Raw genomic sequence first — 18,728 nt, forward strand, 5'->3', positions numbered from 1 at the left:
GGGCGGTCCGGGTGGGATTGCCTTGCAGGGCTAGCCTGCCTTTGCGCGGCAGGGGCGCAGGGCATCGGCCAGCAGCGCCAGACCCGGCTCGATCCGGCTGGACGGGATCGAGGAATAGCCCAGCCGGTAATAGTTCTGTTTGCGGTGTTCGGCGGCAAAGAAGGGCGCGCCGGGTTCGATCAGGACGCTTTTTTCAACCAGCGATCGGGCAACAACCGCAGTATCCACGTGATCCTCGGCCCGCATCCAGAGGGAAGAGCCGCCGTAGACGCCGACCCCGGCGACGCTGAGCCCGTGATCGGTCACCGCCGTTTCGATCACGCAGCGGCGGTCATGCAGCACCTTGGCCATGCGGCGGATCTGGGCGTCGTAATGGCCGAGCGACAGGAAATAGGCCACGGTGCGCTGCACATGGCCGGGCGGGTGGCGCAGCACATTGGCGCGCAGCGCGCGGGCCTGACGGATAAATGGCTCGGAGCCGACCAGATAGCCAAGGCGCAGCCCCGGAAAGAGCGATTTGGAGAAGCTGCCGACATAGACCACCCGGCCATCGGCATCGAGCGACTTCAGCGCGGGGGAGGGCGCGCCGAGGAAGGACATTTCAAACTCATAATCGTCTTCGACAATCACCGCGTCGATCTCGCGGGCGCGTTCCAGCAGCTGCTTGCGCCGCGCCATCGGCATGGTGGCGGTTGTCGGGCTCTGGTGGCTGGGGGTGGTGAAGATGACATCGGTGTCATCGCGAATGGCATCCGGGGGCAGCCCGTCGTGATCCACCGGCAGGCAGTCGATCTGGCAGCCGCGATAGACCAGCTGATCGCGCAAGGTGTAGTAGGTCGGATCCTCAAGCGCGGCCTTGCGGCCCGGTCCCAGCAGCAGCTGGGTCACCAGCCAGAGCGCGTTCTGGGCGCCAAGGGTGATCAGGATCTCCTCGGGCCGGGCAGAGATGCCGCGCCGGGGCAGGGTATGGCGGGCGATATATTCCACCAGAAGCGGGTCGTCCTGATCGAAATAGTCGTTGGTCAGGGCCGCAAAATCCTTTTGCCCCAGCGCGCGCAGGGCACAGAGCCGCCAGTTGGCGTGGTCAAACAGCGTGGCATCGGCCTGCCCGTAGATGAAGGGATAGCGGTAGTCGCGCCAGTTCTGCGGTTTGCGGGGCGTATCGCCGCCGCAGTAGTTGCCGACGATGGTGGAGGCCCAGTCGACCGTATCGGCCGATTTCTGCGAGGGCGCATAGCTGGGCGGCACCGGCGCGTTTTCAGAGACATAATAGCCCGACCGCCCTCTGGAGATCAGGTAATCATTGGCCAGCAGCTCTGTGTAGGCCAGCGTCACGGTGATGCGGCTGATGCCCAGATGCGCGGCGAGTTTGCGCGAGGACGGCAGTTTTTCCCCGACCCGCAGGCGACCGGAGAGAATGCCCTCGGCAATCATTTCCTGGATCTGCGCCTGCAGGGTGCCTTGCGCGTCGGGGTTCAGAAAGAAGGTGTCGACAGAGATAGCCATGAATCACTGTAGGCTGGACATAAATGGGGTGCAATCTGGACCTACGTGTTTTTTGCACGCTTGCGGAGGAAAACCCAGCCGCCGCGTCTGGCCCGTGATGATGGTGATGGTGAGAAAGCGGATCGTCCGTACTGGGCCGGGTTACCTGTCTGACAGATGTAGCAGGTGGGCGCGGATCGTGGGCCATTCGGCGGCGGTGATGGAATAGACGGCGGTGTCGCGCAGGGTGCCATTGGCCAGTATCATATGCGCCCGCAGGATCCCGTCGAGCTGCGCGCCGAGCCGTTCGATGGCGGCCCGGCTCTGGCGGTTGAGGCGATGGGTGCGGAACTCCACCGCGATGGCCCCGAGCGTTTCAAACGCATGGGTGAGCAGCAGCCGTTTGCATTCGGTGTTGATCCCGCTGCGCTGCACCGATCTGCGATACCAGGTGGAGCCGATTTCCAGCCTGCGGTTGGCGGCGTCGATGTTCATATAGGTGGTCATGCCGACCGCGCGACCTGTCTGATCCAGCACGGCGAAGGGGGCCATTTTGCCGCTCTGTTGCAGGGCAAGACGACGGCTGATTTCGGCCCCGATATCCTGCGGTGCGGGCACTGTCGTGTACCACAGCCGGTGCAGGTCACCGTCGGCGGCGGCTTCTGCCAGATCGCTGGCGTGATCGGGCAGAAGCGGGGTGAGGCTGACGGTCTTGCCCGTCAGCGGCAGGGGAGACGCCCACATGATTGCGCACCTTTGATCTGAAACATCCGACCCAGAGATGCAGAAAAGGTGGCCCTGTGGTAAGGGCCACCTTTGGATTTTTCGATCAGGCCAGATTGGACCGGTCTGTCAGACCTGACTTATCAGGCCTGCTGGGGGGTGATCAGCCAAACACCTTGGTCAGGGCCACATCCACCGCGTCGGTGATCTTGTCCACGTCTTCCGGCGTGACGATCAGCGCGGGGCTGAAGCACAGGGTGTTGTTCTTGCCCGGAATGGAGCGGTTGGTCACGCCGATGATGACGTTCTGATTGCCACATTCAGCCACAACCGCCTGCGCCAGTTTCTCGTCCACCGGTTCCTTGGTCTCGCGGTCCGCGACCAGTTCGGCACCGAGGAACAGACCCTTGCCGCGGACATCGCCGATGACCTGATGTTTCTCCATCAACGCCTCGAGGTTGGCCTTCATCCGCGCGCCCATGGCGGTGCAATTGTCGAGCAGGTTCTCGTCCTCGATGATCTGCATATTGACCAGCGCGGCCGCAGGGCCGGCGGTGCAGCCGCCAAAGGTGGAGATATCGCGGAAGTAGTTCATCGGATCACTGGCGTCATCCTTGAACATGTTGAAGACCTCCTCGGTGGTGACAAGGCAGGCAATCGCGGCATAGCCGGAGGCCACACCTTTGGCCATGGTCACGAAATCAGGCTGGATGCCGTAGTGCTGATAGCCGAACCAGGTGCCGGTGCGGCCAACGCCACAGACCACTTCGTCGATGTGCAAGAGGATGTCGTACTGTTTGCAGATCTCCTGCACGCGCGGCCAGTAGCCTTCGGGCGCCTCAATGACGCCGCCGCCTGCGGTCACCGGTTCAAGGCAGAGCGCGCCGACGGTGTCGGGGCCTTCGCGCAGGATGACCTCTTCGATCAGGTTGGCGGCGGCAATGCCGAACTCCTTGCCGGAGAGATGCTCCAGACCCAGCTCGTGCTTGCGGTATTCCATGCAGTGGGGAACCTTCACGAAATCGGGCGCGAAGGGGCCGTATTGCATATTGCGCTCTTCCTGACCGCCTGCGGACATCGTCGCGAGGGTCGAGCCGTGGTAGTCGCGGTCGCGGTAGAGGATCTTGGTTTTCTTGCCGCCGTATTTCTTGTGCGCGATCTGGCGCACCATCTTGAAGGCTTTCTCATTCGCCTCGGAGCCGGAGTTGTTGTAATAAACCCGGCTCATCCCCGGCATTTTCGAGATCAGCTTCTCGGCGAACAGCGCACCGGGGATGGACCCTGCCGACTGGGCAAAATAGCAGAGTTTCATCAGCTGATCGTAGACCGCCTTGGCGATCTCCTCGCGGCCATAGCCGACGTTGACGGTCCAGACACCGCCGGAGACGGCATCGAGCCATTCCTTGCCGTTCTGGTCCCAGACCCGCATACCCTTGCCCTCGACGATGATGCGGGGGTCGTTTTCCTCAAACGGTTTGTGCTGGATCAGGTGATGCCAGACGTTGGCCTTGTCGGCGGCGATGACCCGGCTCAGGTCGTTTTCATTGAACGTGCCATCCATGACATGCCCTTTCCAAGTTGTTCGAAAATGCGATCCGCCACCGGTCGGCTGGCCAGACTCGCCCTGTCACTACGAAACGCTATATTTACGTTTTGCTCTAGGTCCAGTTGTCGGCGCAATTTAGCTCCAGACGCGGAGCTGGCGGATGAGTTCTGTAAAAAACATATGTTCTGGAATTGCCGGATTGAGAACGTGTGTTGTTATGCGCCAGATCGGTGCAGGACACAGGCGGAGCGACGCGTTGACGACATATCATCTGATGGTGGCCCCCAATGGGGCACGGCGGCAGCAGGCGGATCATGCAGGGCTGCCGTTGCGCACGGCCGAGATTGCTGCGACGGCGGCGACCTGTCAGCGCGCCGGGGCGGATGCGCTGCATCTGCATGTGCGCGACCGGGACGGGGGGCATTCGCTGGATGCCGCGCGCTACCGGGAGGCGATGGCGGCGGTGGCCGAGGCCGCGCCGGGCATGGCGATCCAGATTACCACCGAGAGTGCCGGGATTTTTGACGTGGCCGATCAGCTGGCCTGTCTGGAGGCGCTGCGTCCGGCGGCGGCCTCGATCTCGGTGCGGGAGCTGGCACGCGATGCGGATCTGGCGGCGCGGGCCTATGCGATCTGCGCCGAGGCCGGGACACAGGTGCAGCATATCCTTTATGACCTGAACTGTGTGGCCCTGCTGCGGGCGGGCTATGCTGCGGGGCGGATTCCCGCAGCGATGCGGTCAGCGATATTCGTTCTGGGCCGCTACGCGCCGCCGCGTCTGGCCCATCCGTCGGAGCTGCGCCCGTTTCTGGCGGCAACTGTGGATCTGGATTTGGACTGGGGGCTCTGCGCTTTTGGCCATAGGGAACATGATTGCCTGCTGGCAGGGCTTGAGGCCGGGGGGCGGCTGCGGATCGGGTTTGAAAACAATACCCAGGCTGCGGACGGTTCGGAGTATTCTGACAACGCGGCCTCTGTCGCGGCTTTTGTCGAACGTGCCGGTGCGGCGGGGCATCTGCCTTGTGCGCGCTCTGTTTTCAATGATCAAGGAGCTCAGCCATGAGCCATGTTTTTCCGCGCCACACCAAGGCCAATCTGCCCACTGCCGTTGGGGGCGATGGCTGTTATCTGATTGATGCCAATGGCAAACGCTATTTCGATGGCTCCGGCGGCGCGGCGGTGTCCTGTCTGGGGCATTCCGATGCCGAGGTGATTTCAGCCGTGCAGGCGCAGGTGGGCCAGCTGGCCTTTGCCCATACCGGGTTCATGACCTCGGAACCGGCCGAGGCGCTGGCGGATCTGTTGATTTCACAGGCGCCGGGGGATCTGGACCGGGTCTATTTCGTCTCTGGCGGATCCGAGGCGACCGAGGCCGCGATCAAGCTGGCGCGGCAGTATCATCTGGAGCGCGGCGACAGCGCGCGGCGTCACGTGATCGCGCGCAGGCAGAGCTATCACGGCAACACGCTGGGGGCGCTGGCGGCGGGCGGCAATGAATGGCGACGCCAGCAGTTTGCGCCGCTGCTGATTGATATTTCGCATATCGCGCCCTGCTATGAATATGTCGATCGGGGCGACGGCGAGCGCAGCTATGACTATGGCCAGCGTGTCGCCAATGAGCTGGAGGCGGAGATCCTGCGGCTTGGGCCCGAGACGGTCATGGCCTTCATGGCGGAGCCTGTGGTGGGGGCGACATCCGGCGCGGTGCCTGCGGTTGAGGGCTATTTCAAGCGTATCCGCGAAATCTGCGACCAATATGGCGTGTTGCTCATTCTGGATGAGGTGATGTGCGGCATGGGGCGCACCGGGCATCTGTTTGCCTGCGAGGCGGATGGTGTTGCGCCCGATATCCTCTGTATCGCCAAGGGGCTGGGCGCTGGCTATCAGCCGATTGGCGCGATGCTGTGCAGCCGCCGGATCTATGACGCCATTGAAGGCGGCAGCGGGTTTTTCCAGCACGGCCACACCTATATCGGGCACCCGGTGGCAACGGCGGCGGGGCTGGCAGTGGTGCGGGCGCTGCTGGATCGCGGGCTGGTGCAGCGCAGCGCCGAGATGGGCGAGACATTGCATGGCGCATTGGTCGAGGCCTTTGGCCAGCATCCTCATGTTGGCGATCTGCGCGGGCGCGGGTTGTTCCGCGGGATCGAGCTGGTGGCCGACCGGGAGAGCAAGACGCCCTTTGATCCCGGCCTAGGTATTGCGGGCAAGCTGAAGAAGGCCGCGTTCGAGGCCGGGCTGATCTGCTATCCGATGGCGGGCACGCGGGATGGGCGCAACGGCGATCATATCCTGCTCGCGCCGCCCTTCATCCTGACGCAGGATCAGATCGGCGAGATCACTGACAAGCTGAAGATTGCGCTGGCGCAGGTTCTGCCTGCTTCGGGCTCTGGAACCGGGTGAGATCGCGGGCGACTCGGTCGTTTGGCGATCACGTTGGTGGGTCGTAGCCGGATTGCGCAGGTTTTGATCGGCGGACTGGTAGGTTTTGAGATCATTCCGTGAAAAGAATGATGTGCTCACGCAGTATATGAGTGATGTTTCTTCATATCTTCTTGGTAGTATCTCTGCATAACTCCAAGAGGACCGATCAAATGACCACAGATATCGCCCCTGCCAACCTTCTTGATCGCTTTCGCGCATCACTTGCCGGGGCGGATTGTCTGGAGCGCCTGCGTGCGGGTGTCATTGGTGAGGGGGCCGAGCTGCCGGGGCCAAATGGGCCGGTCAAGATGATCTACGCCGATTATGTCGCCTCTGGCCGCGCCCTGCGGCAGATTGAGGACTTCGTTCTGACGGAGGTGCTTCCGTTCTATGCCAACAGTCACACCGAGGCGTCTTATTGCGGCAGCTTCATGACCCGGCTGCGTGGCGCGGCACGGCAGACGATTGCGCGGATCTGCGGCGCCGATGATCGCTTTGCCACGGTGTTTACCGGATCGGGTGCAACGGCGGGTCTGAACCGGCTGGTGCATCTGCTGGGGGTGTCCGGCGCGGTGGCGGCGGGGCAGCGGCCGCTGGTGATCCTTGGCCCTTATGAACATCACTCAAACATCCTGCCCTGGCGCGAAAGCGGCGCCGAGGTGGTGGAGATTGCCGAAGCGGCCGAGGGTGGGCCGGACATGGCGGAGCTGGAGGCGGTCTTGCAGGGGGCGGCAGGCGGCGACCGCCTGATCGTGGGAGCGTTTTCAGCGGCCTCCAACGTGACGGGGATTGTCACCGACACCGATGGGGTCAGCCGGTTGCTGCGCCGGTACGGCGCGCGGGTGGTCTGGGATTATGCGGGCGGTGGCCCCTATCTGCCGATGGATATGGCGGCGGGTACCGATGCCGAGAAGGATGCGATTGTATTTTCCGCCCATAAATTCCTGGGCGGGCCGGGGGCATCCGGCGTGATGATCCTGCGCAAGGCGGCAGTGGCCAGCACACGCCCGACGCTGCCCGGTGGCGGCACGGTGAAATTCGTCTCGCCCTGGCAGCATGACTACGCCGAGGATCTTGCCGCCCGAGAAGAGGCCGGCACGCCCAATGTGGTGGGCGATATCCGCGTCGCGCTCTGCCTGCTGGTCAAGGAGGCGATGGGTCAGGCGTTTATGGACCGGCGGCAGGAAGAGCTGCGCCAGCGGGCGCTGGCGGCCTGGCAGGATCTGCCCAATCTGCAAATCCTTGGCAATCCGAACGCCAAGCAGAAGCTGCCGATCTTTTCGTTTCAGGTGCAGGATCCCGAGACCGGCGCGCCGATCCACCAGCAGCTGTTCACCCGGATGCTGTCGGATCACTATGGCGTTCAGGCCCGCGGCGGCTGCGCCTGTGCCGGACCTTATGCGCATCGGCTGCTGAACATCGGGCAGGTGCAGTCCCGCGCCATGCGGGCGGCCATTCTGGGTGGCAAGGAGATCGAGAAGCCCGGTTGGACGCGGCTCAACTTCTCCGCCACGCTGAGCGATGAGAAAGCCGATGCGATCATCCATGCGGTGCGGGACCTGGCGCAGGATCCGCAGCGGTTCTGCGAGGGCTATAACGTCGATGTCTCTACCGCGCGCTTTGCGCCGAAGGTGGCATAATGTGCCGTCTGCTCGCCTGGAACGGGGCCCCGCGCTATCTTGAGGATCTGGTGTTCGTACCGGAACATTCGCTGGTGCATCAGTGCCGTAACGCGCTGATCTGCAAGACGCCGATCAATGCTGATGGGTTTGGTATGGCCTGGTATTCGGACCGGCCCGAACCCTGTCTGTACAAGGATACCCATCCGGCCTGGTCCGATCCAAATCTGGCGCAGATTTCGCGCCACACCAAGACCGGGCTGTTTCTGGCGCATGTGCGCGCCTCGACCGGGACCGCGACCTCGCGCAACAACTGCCATCCGTTTGCCAGTGGCAAATGGAGCTTCATGCACAATGGTCAGGCCGGCGGGCATATGATGTTCCGCAAGCGGCTGGATACGATGATCCCGGATGCTTTCTACGATCACCGTCTGGGCGGCACCGAGAGTGAGGCGATTTTCCTGATCGCGCTTGGGCTTGGCCTTGATGAGGATCCGATTGACGCGGTGGCGGCGGCGGTACAGCAGGTCGAAGCGGTGTCGCGCGATCATGGCACCACGCCGCATATGCGGTTTGGCGCCTGCTGGTCCGATGGTACCCGGCTTTTTGCGGCGCGCTATGCCTCTGATCAATACGCACCGAGCCTCTATTACCGGATCTACGATGAGGGGGTGATTGTCACCTCCGAGCCGCTGGACAGCGACACCCGGAACTGGATCGAGGTGCAGCCGAACCGTGCGCTGGTCGTCGAAGGGGGGCGGGTTGTCGAGCTGCCGTTCACGGCGGCGCTGGCGGCGTAGCCATCCGGGCGGGTCAGAGCGGGGGCTCTGACGGGTCTCAGATCTTGCCTGTAACTGAGCCTTTGACCGGGCTTTTGACTGGCCCCTAAACTGGGCCTCTGCCCGCCCTCCGATATATCAGGGGGATCGCGGGAAGAGGCCGGTTGACTATCCCTACGATGCAGCGCAACCCTGTGGCGAAAATGGACGGGGATAGCTGAGCCGCCCGGCAGGGGTGGTCCGGCGCCCGGACCTGTGTCGGAGGAACCATGTCGCGTGAGGGATCACCCACCTACCCGTTGATCCGAAATGTCGGGCTGTCCGGTATGCTGGTCAGCTTTGGCGATCAGCTGGATGAGGCCACCAATCGCGCCACGCTGGCCTTTCGGGGTGCGGTCGACGATCTGGCGCTGAGCGGCGTGGTGGAAACCGCGACATCGCTGGCCTCGGTCTTTGTGCGGTTTGACCCGGCAGAGCTGCCGCATGAGCGTTTGCACGCGGCGCTGGCGGATCTGTTGCAGACACGGGACTGGCGCCAAGCGCCCTTGCCGCAGGGGCGGCGGTTCTGGCGGGTGCCCACGGTCTATGGGACCGAGCTTGCGCCGCAGCTGGCCGAGGCGGCGGATCTGGCGGGCCTGAGCGAACAGGCGGCGATTGACGAGCTGGGCGCGGCGCGGGTCAGGGTGCTGACCATCGGATTTGCCCCCGGGCAGCCCTATCTGGGCACTTTGGGCGAACATTGGGACATCCCGCGCCAGAGCGAAGTCACCCCTCAGGTGCCGGTCGGGGCGCTGGTGCTTGCGATCCGCCAGTTCGTCCTGTTTTCGACCGCGTCACCGACCGGCTGGCGCCATGTCGGGCAGACTGGCCTGACGCTGTTTCAACCCGAAGCCGCCGATCCATTTGCGCTGCGGGCGGGGGATGAGTTGCAGTTCGAGCCGGTCGGAACGGCCGAGTTCCTGCGTCTGCGCGAGACCGGTGCGCCGCAGGGCGGAGCCATTGTCAGCGAGGTTTCGGCATGAGAACGCTGCGGGTTCTGCGGATCGGTCCCTCCTGCACGGTGCAGGACGGCGGACGGGTTGGCTATATCGGGCAGGGGCTGTCGCAGGGCGGCGCGGCGGATCGGCTGGCGCTCGTCGAGGGCGCGGCGCTGCTGCGGCAGGATGCCGGGTTGGCGGCGCTGGAGATGGCCGGCATGGGCGGGCTGTTCGAGGCAACCGAACCCATGCGGATTGCTCTGACCGGCGCCGAGATGCAGGCTACGCTGGATGGTGCGCCGCTGGTCTGGAACGGCTCGCACAGAATTGAACCGGGGCAGCGGCTGGAGATTGGCGCGGCCCGGCGCGGCGTCTATGGCTATCTGCATCTGGGCGGCGGATTGGCCACACCACAGCGGCTGGGCGGACGGTCGACGCATCTGGTGGCAGCCCTTGGCGCGCCGCTGGCCGAGGGCGATATCCTGCCGGTTGGCGAGGAGACGACGCCGGCGGCGCGGCGGGTGACCGGGCTTTGCCTTGATGTGGCGGATCGGTTCTCCGGCGGCGAGCTGCGGCTGGTCGAGAGTTTCCAGTCCGATCTTTTTGACCCGGCGGTGCGTCGGCGCTTTGCCGAGACGCCGTTCACGCCGGGGCGGCGCGCCAGCCGCATGGCGCTGCAACTGATGTCCGAGGGCGAGGGGTTTGCCGCAGCGGGGCAGCTGAACGTGCTGTCGGAGGTCATCGTGCCGGGCGATGTGCAGATGACCGGCGATGGCCGCCCGTTCCTGCTGCTGCGCGAGGCGCAGACCACCGGCGGCTATCCCCGGATCGGTACGGTTCTGCCCTGTGATCTGTCGCGGGCGGTTCAGGCGGCGGCTGGGGCTGTGCTGCGGTTTCGCTGGGTGTCGCTGGCCGAAGGGCTGGCGCAGCAGGCGGCGCATGACGCGGCGCTGGCGCGGCTTCCCTCTGCCTGCCGACCGTTGCTGCGCGATCCGGCTGATATGGCTGACCTTCTGTCCTATCAGTTGATTGGTGGCATGGTTTCCGCCGCAGCGGATCCTTTTGAACCCCGAGATGAGCCTGGAGCCGAGACATGAGCAAAACCGTCGATCTGAACGCCGATATGGGCGAAAGCTTTGGACCTTGGACGATGGGCGATGATGCAGCCCTGCTTGACGTGGTCTCCTCGGCCAATATTGCCTGCGGGTTTCATGCGGGCGACCCGGATGTGATGGCCGCGACCATGGCACTGGCGCGGGATCATGGCGTCGGGATCGGCGCGCATCCCGGTTTCGATGATTTGCAGGGGTTTGGTCGCCGCAAGATGCAGGTGCCGCAGGATACGCTGGCCAATCTGATCCGCTACCAGCTGGGCGCAGCGCAGGGCATGGCGCGGGCAGCGGGCACCGAGGTGCGCCATCTGAAGCTGCATGGCGCCCTGTCGAATATGGCCTGCGTCGATCACGGCATGGCGCGGACCTGCTATGAGGCGGCGCTGGATCTGGACCCGGATCTGATCATCATGGTGCTGGCCGCCACCGCCATGGAGGAGGTGGTGCGCGAGCTGGGCTGCAACTGGTGCGGTGAGATCTTTGCCGACCGGGCCTATAATGACGATGGCACGCTGGTGGACCGGTCGCGGCCCGGCGCGGTGATCCATGACCCGGAGATTGCGGGACCACGGATCCTGAAGATGGTCGAGGAAGGCGCCATCATCACGGAGAGTGGCGCCCGCATTCCCACGGCCATCGACACCATCTGCCTGCATGGCGACACGCCCACGGCGGTGCAGCTGGCCCGTTCGGTGCGCCAGTCGCTCTCTGATGGTGGAATCGCTATCCGTGCCTTTGAGGGCCGACGCGGTCAGGCAGGGTGATGTGAAATTGGATGTGAATAATTTTGATGTATATCAGTAGTTTATACCGCTGATTATATAAATTGGATGTTGGAGCCTATTCCAATCTCCGATTTCTGGAGTAAACCTGTGGCAGCCCATCCCTGTATCAGGTCTCTGCCATGCCTCTTCGTCTGTTCTCGACCCGCTCACGCCCCATACATCTGGGCCCCTTTCCGATGGAGCGGTTGCAGCCCGGGGTGATGCCGGATCTGACGGCGGTGCCGCCATTTCAACGGCTGAGTTTTGCCCGGCCCGATATGCCTGCCTCTATCGTCAATGCGATGGGCGAATATCAGGCGATGATGGATGCGATCCGCGACGGGCTGGTCAACAAGGCACAGGCTGACTGCCCGAGCGATCCGCAGGAGCGGGCCGATCACATCAAGGCCTTTGGCTATTTCAGCGATGCGGCGATGGTGGGGATCGGTCCGATGCCTGGCTCTGCCCGGCTGGATGTGCCCTATAGTAACCCAGATATCGAGCGGCTGGCCCAAGATCTGAAAACGCGCCAGACCAAAACGCTGGCCTCTGGCATCGATATGATCATGGCAGATCTGCGGGACGCGATGGAGGCACCGCCGACCACCATTGGCGATCACACCCATTCGATTGTGTTTCTCTACGAGATGCCGCGCGACCCGCGCCCGGATGAGGCGGGGTGTGACTGGCTGGACGGGGCAGAGCGGCACCGCGCCTGTCTGCGGGCCTCGGAAACGGCGGTGGTGCTGGCAAATTACATTCGCCTGCTGGGCTGGGATGCCAAGGCGCATACCGGGACGTCGGCGGATGTGGATCTCAATCAGCTGACCGTTGCGGCGGGGCTTGCGACGGTTGAGGATGGCAAGCTGGTGAACCCCTATCTAGGGACACGGTTTGGCGTTGCGGTTGTAACCACCGATTTCGACATGGCGCAGGACAAGCCGCTGTTGCCGCAGGATCTGCAACCGGTGATGCAGGTGAAGGGGCCGAAATGGTGGCTGGGGATCGGGTCCGAACGCTCAGCGCTGAATGGCGACCCCTTTGCCCGCCGCGATTTTCGCGATGGCCCGCATCCGTTTGAAACGCTGAAGCGGGTGGAGGATCCCACCACCTATATTGACGAGGCGCGGGTGGCGCGGGTGCCCAAACGCGCCGACATGTTTGCCCGCAGCCAGTTCGGCGATATGGGCAAGACCAATCAGCAGGCCGCAACTGGTGGGTTCTACGTGCGCAAGGCCGCGCCTTCGATGGCGCAGCGGCGGATGCTGGGGGCCTTTGTGCTGTTGCAGGATGGTGCGCCGACCACGCAGGCACCGCGCCCCACGGATGCGGAGCGCAATGCGGCCAACATCAAGGCGGCGAGCTATTGGCTGGGGATTGATGCGGTGGGGATCAGCCGCTGCCCGGAGTGGACCTGGTACAGCCATGACGCCACCGGCGCCGAGATCCACCCGGAACATGATCAGGCGATTTCGATGATTGTCGATCAGGGCTTTGACACCACCGAGGGCACCTCGGGGGACGACTGGATTGCAGTGGCGCAGTCCATGCGGGCCTATCTGCGGTTTTCGTTGCTGGGCGGTGTGATTGCGCGCCAGATCCGCAACCTTGGCTACAAGGCGAAGGCCCATACGGTGATGGATGGTGAGGTGTTGCAACCGCCGCTGCTGCTGTTGTCGGGGCTGGGGGAGGTGAGCCGGATTGGTGAGGTGATCCTGAATCCCTTCCTCGGACCGCGCCTGAAGTCTGGGGTTGTCACCACCGATATGCCGATGGCGCATGACAAGCCGATCGATTTTGGCCTGCAGGCGTTTTGCGAGGCTTGCAACAAATGTGCCCGCGAATGCCCGTCGGGCGCCATCACCGCGGGGCCGAAGCTGATGTTCAATGGCTATGAGATCTGGAAGTCGGACAGTCAGAAATGCACCACCTACCGGATCACCACGCCCGGCGGGGCGATGTGCGGGCGGTGTATGAAAACCTGCCCCTGGAATCTGGAGGGGATATTCAAGGAAAAACCCTTCCGCTGGGCGGCGATGAATTTGCCAGCGGCGGCGCCTGCGCTGGCCAAGCTTGACGATATGGTTGGCAATGGCGAGATGAACCCGGCCAAGAAATGGTGGTGGGATCTGGAGCTGGAAGAGGACGGCGGCTATCGCCCGACGCGCCATCCGGTCAATGCGCGCGCGCTGCAAAAGGATCTGGATCTGCGCTATGAGGATCAGACGCTGGCGGTTTACCCCGCACATCTGGCGCCGCATCCCTGGCCCTATCCGTTTCCTATGGACCGGGAGGCGGGGATCGAGGCCTATCAGGCGATGATCACCGCCGAGGAATACAAGGAACGGCGCGCCCGCGGCGAGACCGGCGATTGGGATCACATTTATACAAATGACAGCGACAGCCCGGTTCTGCGGGTGGAGGTGTCGAATGTCGATGTGATGAGCGATGGCGTCACCAAGTACGAGTTCCAGAGCCTCGACGGCAGCCCCCTGCCGGAATGGACGGCGGGGGCGCATCTGGACATCGTGGTGGCACCGGAGTTCCTGCGCCAGTATTCCATGTCCGGTGACCCGGCGGATCGGTCGAAATATCAGATCGGGGTGTTGCGCGAGGATGTGGGGCGAGGGGGATCGAAGCTGCTCCATCGGATCTTCACCAAGGGACGGCGGGTCTTTATCTCCAAACCGATCAACCATTTCCCACTGGTGGAGGAGGCCAGCCGCAGTTTCCTGATGGGGGGCGGAATTGGTGTCACGCCGATGATTGCGATGGCGCATCGTCTGCATACGTTGGGACAGCCGTTTGAGCTGCATTACTCCGTCCCCTCGCGCAAGGATGCAGGCTATCTCGACGATCTTGCAGCGATGCGCTGGGCGGACAATGTGCGGGTGCATGTCTCGGATGAGGGCAGCCGCGCCGATCTGGACCAGCTGCTGGCAGGGTACCAGGACGGCTGGCATGTCTACACCTGCGGGCCGGATCGCTACATGAGTGGGGTGATGGAGGCAGCAGGGCGGCAGGGCTTCCCTGAGGAGGCGCGCCATCTTGAGTATTTCTCGGTGCCGGAGGTGCCGGAGTATGAAAACCACGACTTCACGCTGAAGCTGGCGCGCTCGGGGCGTGAGGTGTTGGTGCCTGCGGAGAAAACTGCCACCGATGTGCTGGCGGAGAACGGCATTCATATTGATGTGAAATGTTCCGACGGCATCTGTGGTGTTTGCAAATGCGGGCTGGTTTCAGGCGAGGTGGAACACCGCGATTTCGTGCTGTCCAAGGCGCAGCGCAAGGGCGCGGTGATCCTGTGCCAGTCACGGGCCGCAGAAAAGGGCGGCGTGATCGAGGTGGATCTCTGAGCGCTGCGCGGAGGCGTCAGCCGACCGCAAATAAAACGGGCCGCGCGTGACATCGCGCGGCCCGTATCGTGCTGGTAGGTCGCGGTTTAGCTATCCCTTGCGGCCTTCATCTCGCCTGCGCGGATCAGGGCCGTGGCCAGCGCGCTTTCGGAGATCGGTTTTTGCACAATCGGGCAGGGCGGGTAGATATCGACGATATCCTGCACCTCGCCATAGCCGGTGGTCAGCACAAAGGGGATGCCCTGCCGGGCCAGCTCCTCGGCCACCGGCACCGATTGTTCGGAGCCGAGATTGACGTCCAGCACCGCATACTCAAAGCCGCCCTCCGCCAGTGCGTCCAGCGCCTTGCCGACGGAGGAGGCGCTGGCGACCTCGAAGAAACCCATATCTTCGAGCATTGCGGTAAGATCCATGGCGATGATGAAACTGTCCTCAACCACCAGCGCCTTGCCCTGAAGCTGCGCGGCCTGTTGGGCCGGATCCACCGTGATGGTGGTCTTGGCGACAGTTGTCTCATCGACGATCTTGTGCAGGTAGAGGGTGGGAATGCGGAACGATGCCTCAAGACCTGTGGTCTTGTACTGGATCTTGGCATCGCCCTTCAGCTCATGCGGGATGGAATTCTCCACGATCGAGGAGCCAAATCCGCGCCGCGAGGGAGGGGCAACCGGTGGCCCGCCCCGTTCGACCCAGTCGATCAGAAGCGCGCCGCTGTCTTCTTCCTTCAGGGTGATGATGACCCGGCCCACCCCGTTGCTGAGCGCGCCGTGCTTGACGGAGTTTGTGGTCAGCTCATGCAGGACAAGCGCCAGCGTGGTGAACGCCGTCGGCAAGATCAGCGCGTCAGGACCGTTGATCACCACCTCATCAGGACGCCCGGTGGTATAGGCCTCCAGTTCGCAGGTTATAAGGGCGCGCAGAGAGGCGGGCTCCCATTGTTCGCTGGTCAGCTGGTCATGGGCGCGTGCCAGCGAATGGATGCGGCCATCAAGATTGTCGGTAAATTCGGTCAGCGTGCGCGCCGTTCCCTTGGTCTGGGTGACCAGCCCGCGCATCAGGTTGAGGATATTGCGGACCCGGTGGTTGAGTTCGGAGATCAGCAATTGCTGCTGTTCCTCGGCCCGCGCCCGTTCGGCATTGGCGGCCTCGGTCACCTTGAGGAAGATTTCCAGCAGCACGGTGCGCAGCAGATTGGCACTGTGAAGGGCTTCCTCTGCCCAGGGGACACTGCGCCATTCCACGGTTTCCTGCCAGGCCTCAAAGCTCTTGCGCGGGGTAAGGCGCACGCCATTGGGGCCGACCTCCATCGGTTTGGTCGGATCCCCCGCCCATTCCACGGTCTGCGAGATCTTGCGCCGACACAGGATCAGATAGTCGCGCGGGCGTTTGGAGATCGGGATCGCCAGAATGCCTGCGCAGCGGTCGATGTAGTCGCGTGCGGGTTCGTGAAGGCTCTCCAGCTGGTTGGTGGAAAAGGCGGTTGTGCCGATGGTCAGATCCAGCATCCGCGCCAGCGACCGGGTTTCCTCGGCGGTCGGGGTGAGGCCGGTGGCCTGGAAGTCGCCATCTGAGTAGAGCACCAGCCCGTCATGCGGGATCACGTCCTGAATATCCTCGGACACCGATATCAGGCTGTCCTTGAACGGGCGGCCATCCGCCAGCATCGCCATCAGCTGCGTTTGCAGCCGGTTCATGTTCTTTTCTTCGCGGCTGCGCTGCTTGGTCTCGAACTGGCTCAGCTCATAGGAGAAGACATGGGCAAACATCTCGATCGCGGTGCGGCGCTCATAATCAATGTAGCGCGGGCGATTGTGGTGGCAGGCAAACAGCCCCCAAAGCTCGCCATCCTTCATGATCGACACCGACATCGAGGCGCGCACGCCCATGTTGCGCAGATATTCCAGATGGATCGGCGACACGGCGCGCGTCACCGCCAGCGACAGGTCCAGGGGGGCGCCGTCGATCTTGAAGGCGGGGGTGATCGGTGATCCGGCATCATCCACATCCGCAATCAGCCGCAGCAGCGAGCGTTTGTAGAGCGCGCGTGCCTGAACCGGGATATCGGAGGCGGGAAAGAACATGTTTTCGTATTTCTTGGTCCGGTCGCTGCGCACCTCGGCAATGACCTGGCCGGACTGATCGGGCTGGAACTGATAGACCATCACGCTGTCGAAACCGGAAAGCGCCTGCAGCCCCCGTGCCGCCCCCTGCGCCAGTCGGGCGATGCCCTCATCGCGGCGCAGCTGCGAGAAATGCGGATAGATCTCCGACATCACATCGCGCTCGCTGCGGTCGAACTTCGGTTCGAACTCCACCACCAGATGGCGCCCGCTCTGATGGATGCTGATATCAAAGGCCTGAACGCCGGTCTTCAGCGGGATGTTGAAAAAGCGCAGGCTGCTGTCAGGGGCTTCCAAGGCGCCCAGATTGCGGCGAATGCGGCTGAAGGCCGCCTCGGTGATCAGCCCTGCCAGCGATTGGCCGATGGCCTCCTCAGCCGCGATGCCTAGGATTTCCTGCAGGTTCTCCGAAGCATGCTGCACGATCCAATCGGTCGATAAGGCGATCAGCCCGCCATAGGATTGCACCCGGCCCAGTTGATGAATGGGTTCGCGATCGCAGTTGGTCAGGGTCGTGGTGGAAACGGTTTGTTCCAAAGCCATTATACAGGCCCTTTTTATTGGGATGTTATCAATATCATGCGCGCTGTCCGATCCGCGCAGTCTTCTCAGCAGTCTTATATATCAAGCGGGTAATTCAATCGGCGTGGTGCCGAACGGTGTAAGCCGGGCGGCGGTCTGGAAAAGGTCAAAGCCCTTGCGGGTATCCGCCACGATCCGATGCGCCAGCGCGCCATCGGGGGGGAGGTGATCCAGATCATCGCATGTTGCCCGCCATGGCGCCAGATGGTCGCGCGGTCTGAAATAGTCAGGCAGCTCCCCCGGTCCTGCGGCATCGCTCAGGCGGCGGCGCAGCACCTCATTGCCCATGCGCGAGCCAAGCACCAGATAGTCGACGGCTGTGGGGTGCAGCTCTGGCGTATCCGCTGCAATGACGGCCGGCTGTCGCCCGATGGCGGCGCAATCCGCGCGCAGGGCGTCGATCAGCGCTGCCAGCAGCGGGCTGGCGCGACCGGTCTGGCCGCCGCTGGTCCGCGATAGCGCGTAGAGCGCAGTATGCTGACAGCTGAGAAACCAGGCGAGATGGGGCAGGGGGCTTTCATGAAACGGGGCAAAGGCCCGCTCTGTCGCGTCATGTTCCATACGGGTGATCCGGCGCAGCATGTGGCGGAAACCGTCATTCGTCGCACGCGCTCCGTCTTGGCCGGGGGCAGGTGCCGGGGGGGCTGCTGACGCACGGCTCTCCGCCGCTCGCTGCGCCGACTGGGATAGGGGAAGGTCTCTCATCGTCTTTTGTCTTGGTTCCGCGATTGCGCTGTTGATTCCGTGGCAGCCCAGGCATCAGCGGGCCCGGGCTGGTCGTGCCTTCCATCGCAGTCGGCGGGCGATGAGGAGGACATTGACCAGTGTTCTGACCGATGCCGCCCCGCCCCGGCTGCGGCTCCACCAAAGCCTATGATGGTGCGACGACACAAGCCATAGCCTTTATAGTGACCTCGCGGCGCGGGTCGATTTTGCGAGCCGGGGGCCGCGGCGTGGACTTTTTACGCTGAGAGTCCCGTGCTCGGGGCGCGTGACGCGCTGAGACACCGAGTCGGATGAGCGCGAGTCGGCAGGCGTTTAGTGGTCCCGGGCATGCGTACCTCTATATATAGATTTGAGCAGGGGGATCTTTGGAGATCGCGCCTGCGGTTGCGGGCAGAATGGATCACGGAAGCTGGGTTAATCTGTCGAATATGGATGTGTAACAGTCTGATATTGCTTGATAATATGACTTTTTGCCGGAAACTTCATGAAAATGTCAAAAAACCGCTTGCGGCCAT

13 protein-coding genes are annotated in these 18,728 nt (G+C 63.2%); 8 read left to right on the plus strand and 5 right to left on the minus strand.

Annotation, left to right across the window (positions count from 1 at the left end; translation table 11 throughout):
- Positions 1 to 30: 30 nt before the first annotated feature.
- The 3 genes from VXL81_RS13975 to VXL81_RS13985 form a co-directional block, all read right to left on the minus strand.
- On the minus strand, positions 31 to 1,506 hold the full coding sequence (locus tag VXL81_RS13975) for a PLP-dependent aminotransferase family protein (protein WP_340546828.1): 1,476 nt from the start codon (positions 1,504 to 1,506) through the stop codon (positions 31 to 33).
- A gap of 141 nt (positions 1,507 to 1,647) precedes the next feature.
- On the minus strand, positions 1,648 to 2,229 hold the full coding sequence (locus VXL81_RS13980; RefSeq protein ID WP_416554773.1) for a GNAT family N-acetyltransferase: 582 nt from the start codon (positions 2,227 to 2,229) through the stop codon (positions 1,648 to 1,650).
- 142 nt (positions 2,230 to 2,371) lie between these two features.
- On the minus strand, positions 2,372 to 3,769 hold the full coding sequence (locus tag VXL81_RS13985) for an aspartate aminotransferase family protein (protein ID WP_340546830.1): 1,398 nt from the start codon (positions 3,767 to 3,769) through the stop codon (positions 2,372 to 2,374).
- A gap of 241 nt (positions 3,770 to 4,010) precedes the next feature.
- Between VXL81_RS13985 and VXL81_RS13990 the strand changes: the two genes are divergently transcribed.
- The 8 genes from VXL81_RS13990 to VXL81_RS14025 all read left to right on the plus strand — a co-directional run bounded on the left by VXL81_RS13990 (position 4,011) and on the right by VXL81_RS14025 (position 14,785).
- Positions 4,011 to 4,817 carry a 3-keto-5-aminohexanoate cleavage protein gene (locus VXL81_RS13990; protein WP_416554775.1) on the plus strand — a complete coding sequence of 269 codons (807 nt, stop codon included), beginning with the start codon at positions 4,011 to 4,013 and terminating at the stop codon, positions 4,815 to 4,817.
- A complete protein-coding gene (locus VXL81_RS13995; protein WP_416535245.1) occupies positions 4,814 to 6,157 on the plus strand; it encodes an aspartate aminotransferase family protein in 1,344 nt (447 codons plus the stop codon). Before VXL81_RS13990 ends, VXL81_RS13995 begins: the two co-directional genes overlap by 4 nt.
- A 191-nt stretch (positions 6,158 to 6,348) precedes the next feature.
- The gene (locus VXL81_RS14000) at positions 6,349 to 7,818 is read left to right on the plus strand and encodes an aminotransferase class V-fold PLP-dependent enzyme (RefSeq protein ID WP_416554777.1); all 1,470 of its coding nucleotides are present in this window, start codon (positions 6,349 to 6,351) and stop codon (positions 7,816 to 7,818) included.
- A complete protein-coding gene (locus VXL81_RS14005) occupies positions 7,818 to 8,597 on the plus strand; it encodes a class II glutamine amidotransferase (RefSeq protein WP_416554779.1) in 780 nt (259 codons plus the stop codon). Before VXL81_RS14000 ends, VXL81_RS14005 begins: the two co-directional genes overlap by 1 nt.
- Positions 8,598 to 8,845: 248 nt before the next feature.
- Entirely contained in the window at positions 8,846 to 9,598 is a 753-nt protein-coding gene (locus VXL81_RS14010; RefSeq protein WP_416535243.1) for a 5-oxoprolinase subunit B family protein, read from the plus strand.
- Complete coding sequence (locus VXL81_RS14015; RefSeq protein WP_416554781.1) at positions 9,595 to 10,650, plus strand: biotin-dependent carboxyltransferase family protein; 1,056 nt, start codon at positions 9,595 to 9,597, stop codon at positions 10,648 to 10,650. The genes VXL81_RS14010 and VXL81_RS14015 overlap by 4 nt, the downstream gene beginning before the upstream one ends.
- Positions 10,647 to 11,429 (plus strand): LamB/YcsF family protein, encoded by a 783-nt coding sequence (locus VXL81_RS14020; RefSeq protein ID WP_416554783.1) that lies wholly within the window; start codon positions 10,647 to 10,649, stop codon positions 11,427 to 11,429. Before VXL81_RS14015 ends, VXL81_RS14020 begins: the two co-directional genes overlap by 4 nt.
- A gap of 140 nt (positions 11,430 to 11,569) precedes the next feature.
- Positions 11,570 to 14,785: a 2Fe-2S iron-sulfur cluster-binding protein gene (locus VXL81_RS14025; RefSeq protein ID WP_416554785.1), complete on the plus strand. Its 3,216-nt coding sequence runs from the start codon at positions 11,570 to 11,572 to the stop codon at positions 14,783 to 14,785.
- A gap of 86 nt (positions 14,786 to 14,871) precedes the next feature.
- On the opposite strand, the gene VXL81_RS14030 is transcribed toward VXL81_RS14025, so the two are convergent.
- Both VXL81_RS14030 and VXL81_RS14035 read right to left on the minus strand, forming a co-directional pair.
- A complete protein-coding gene (locus tag VXL81_RS14030) occupies positions 14,872 to 17,448 on the minus strand; it encodes an HWE histidine kinase domain-containing protein (protein WP_416535239.1) in 2,577 nt (858 codons plus the stop codon).
- Positions 17,449 to 17,529: 81 nt separating this feature from the next.
- Entirely contained in the window at positions 17,530 to 18,192 is a 663-nt protein-coding gene (locus tag VXL81_RS14035; protein ID WP_416554786.1) for a hypothetical protein, read from the minus strand.
- Positions 18,193 to 18,728 lie beyond the last annotated feature (536 nt).

This window comes from Phaeobacter sp. JH204B (assembly GCF_048055755.1).
Taxonomy (GTDB): Bacteria; Pseudomonadota; Alphaproteobacteria; order Rhodobacterales; family Rhodobacteraceae; genus Phaeobacter; species Phaeobacter bryozoorum.

Excerpts from the sequence above, each read along its gene's own strand:
- VXL81_RS13980 (WP_416554773.1), bottom strand. The coding sequence starts at position 2,229 with ATGTGGGCGTCTCCCCTGCCGCTGACGGGCAAGACCGTCAGCCTCACC.
- VXL81_RS14000 (WP_416554777.1), top strand. The coding sequence starts at position 6,349 with ATGACCACAGATATCGCCCCTGCCAACCTTCTTGATCGCTTTCGCGCA.
- VXL81_RS14025 (WP_416554785.1), top strand. The coding sequence starts at position 11,570 with ATGCCTCTTCGTCTGTTCTCGACCCGCTCACGCCCCATACATCTGGGC.
- VXL81_RS14035 (WP_416554786.1), bottom strand. The coding sequence starts at position 18,192 with ATGAGAGACCTTCCCCTATCCCAGTCGGCGCAGCGAGCGGCGGAGAGC.
- VXL81_RS14005 (WP_416554779.1), top strand. The coding sequence starts at position 7,818 with ATGTGCCGTCTGCTCGCCTGGAACGGGGCCCCGCGCTATCTTGAGGAT.
- VXL81_RS14030 (WP_416535239.1), bottom strand. The coding sequence starts at position 17,448 with ATGGCTTTGGAACAAACCGTTTCCACCACGACCCTGACCAACTGCGAT.
- VXL81_RS13975 (WP_340546828.1), bottom strand. The coding sequence starts at position 1,506 with ATGGCTATCTCTGTCGACACCTTCTTTCTGAACCCCGACGCGCAAGGC.
- VXL81_RS13995 (WP_416535245.1), top strand. The coding sequence starts at position 4,814 with ATGAGCCATGTTTTTCCGCGCCACACCAAGGCCAATCTGCCCACTGCC.
- VXL81_RS14010 (WP_416535243.1), top strand. The coding sequence starts at position 8,846 with ATGTCGCGTGAGGGATCACCCACCTACCCGTTGATCCGAAATGTCGGG.
- VXL81_RS13985 (WP_340546830.1), bottom strand. The coding sequence starts at position 3,769 with ATGGATGGCACGTTCAATGAAAACGACCTGAGCCGGGTCATCGCCGCC.
- VXL81_RS14020 (WP_416554783.1), top strand. The coding sequence starts at position 10,647 with ATGAGCAAAACCGTCGATCTGAACGCCGATATGGGCGAAAGCTTTGGA.
- VXL81_RS14015 (WP_416554781.1), top strand. The coding sequence starts at position 9,595 with ATGAGAACGCTGCGGGTTCTGCGGATCGGTCCCTCCTGCACGGTGCAG.